3 protein-coding genes are annotated in these 1884 nt (G+C 57.6%); 2 read left to right on the top strand and 1 reads right to left on the bottom strand.

The window, feature by feature from the left end:
* Nucleotides 1-378: hypothetical protein (locus A5706_RS08530; RefSeq protein ID WP_231985132.1), on the top strand; the 378-nt coding region annotated here is incomplete at its 5' end.
* A 421-nt stretch (nt 379-799) separates the two neighbouring features.
* Entirely contained in the window at nt 800-1339 is a 540-nt protein-coding gene (locus tag A5706_RS08525; protein ID WP_068128959.1) for a PE family protein, read from the top strand.
* A gap of 254 nt (nt 1340-1593) precedes the next feature.
* On the opposite strand, the gene A5706_RS08520 is transcribed toward A5706_RS08525, so the two are convergent.
* The coding region (locus A5706_RS08520; protein ID WP_231984910.1) for a hypothetical protein at nt 1594-1884 on the bottom strand (291 nt) is incomplete at its 5' end.

The raw sequence follows: 1884 nt of genomic DNA, 5'->3' as shown, positions 1-1884 counted from the left end.
GTCCAGTCGACATTAAATGATTTGATAACAAATGTAGTGACGAATACTGTCTTTGTTCTAGGTGCCGCCGCCGTGGCCGGCTTCGTCATTGGTTTTCTTTCTTGGCTCATGGCAGATCTCGTCGTACTGTACTTCGCGTCCGCTGCGGCAAACATCATCCAATCGTTCCCGTTCTACGGCTTACTATTGAACGTTTTGACCGACGCGATAAACCCATTACTCACGGCGTTTCCCGTTGTAGGCCAGCTCGTTTCAGCCGGCACTCAATTAGTCCAGTCGTTCACCACTGCGTTCTTCTGGCCGGCGAATCTGACAGTACAAATTCTCCGCGCACTATCCGCCTTGGTGAACCCGCTGGGCCAAACAACGGCCTCCTAACATCCAATCTTTGGCCCTTCTCAGCAGCCGGGTGTCTCACCGACTCCTGTTCATCGGGACGCAGGAAATCCGAATCGAGGTCTACGGGAGCCCTCGGGGCCGCCCAGAGGCGCGCCTCGCGCCCCTGCTGACCCGCCGACACAGACGCCGCCGCACCTGACCGTGACTCTGCGGCCTCGGCCCACGCCTTTGTGGCGCGGGTCGCCGCGTTAAGGGGATTCAACCTCTAGCCGTGCATCCGGCCGTTACGCCGCACGCTGGGGCGGCCCCGACGCCCCTGCCTGACGTCGCCAGCGCCGGGCGACGCGTGCATGATTTTAGGCCCGACCACAGAGGGCGAAAGTCCCTATTTGGATTTGCCGGCTCGCGGTGAAGATCCTGTCCTACCGATGAGTCGATCAGGACCAATTGGGGGACGGAAATGTCTGCGGTGAGCGTTGCGCCAGAACTGATTAGCCAAGCGGCAACGGATTTGGCGGGTATCGGTTCAACGGTCAACGCTGCGCATATGACAGCGGGGCCCTCGACACTTTTCGTGCGCCCCGCTGCCGCCGATGAGGTGTCGGCGGGGATCGCGCATCTGTTCTCCGGTTACGCCCAGGACTATCACGCGCTGGCCGGGAAGGCGGCGGCGTTTCAGGAGCAATTTGTGCAGCACCTGACCACCAGTGCCGGCGCGTATGCCGGCGCGGAGGCCGCCAACGTCACGTCGCTGATCAAGCCCTTGACAGCAATTGGGGCCCCGATTGCCGCTGCTGCCACAACCGCCCAGTCCACGATGAGCGATTTAATAGCGAATGTGATAACAAATATTCAAGCCGGAATAGAGACATTGATAACGATGATTACATCTTTATTAATGTTGCTAGCGATTGTACCCTTTTTGCTACTGTTTCTTTTAAGTGTTGCTTTATACGGGCCATGGTGGCTTGTTTTGCTTAATGCCGGGCGTGGGTATTGAGATGACGCCCCCCTCAGCGCGGTCGGTGAGGTTCGCGCAGTCGGATCGACGCCCAACGAGTTGGTCGCGAGGGTTGGATTCTCCATCGTTCCTTCGCCGAACCTTTCACGTTCGTGGTCGGGCAGCGTCTAGCCGACGACGAGGCGTGTCTCGGCTTTGAAGGTGCCGTCGCGGTTGTCCCGGACGTGGACGCTGGTGGTGATGGCGATGTCCGGCCAGGGCCAAGAGGCAGGCCGCAACGCAGAGCGCGTCTGTTAGATCGGGAAGAACATCGGAATGGGAGTACCTGTTGCAATAAAAAGTAAAACTAGTGCTACCCAAGCGCCTATGATTACAAAAGTGCCGACCGTAACGAAAATGCTCCATAACGCCGGGTAGCCTTGAATAAATATCCAAAACTGGTAAAAGGCTGCGCCCAATATCTTGAGTAATTGGTCGAAAGCTGCGCTAACAATGTTGCCTAACTCGTATCGGACAGCCCCGACGGCGCTGCCAATCAAGTTCACAACCCCTCCCAAGGGCTTTAGCAACGACGCCATGTTGGC

Source organism: Mycobacterium sp. E796 (genome assembly GCF_001672815.1).
Lineage (GTDB): Bacteria > Actinomycetota > Actinomycetes > Mycobacteriales > Mycobacteriaceae > Mycobacterium.
This window is presented reverse-complemented; position numbering and strand designations above follow the sequence as displayed.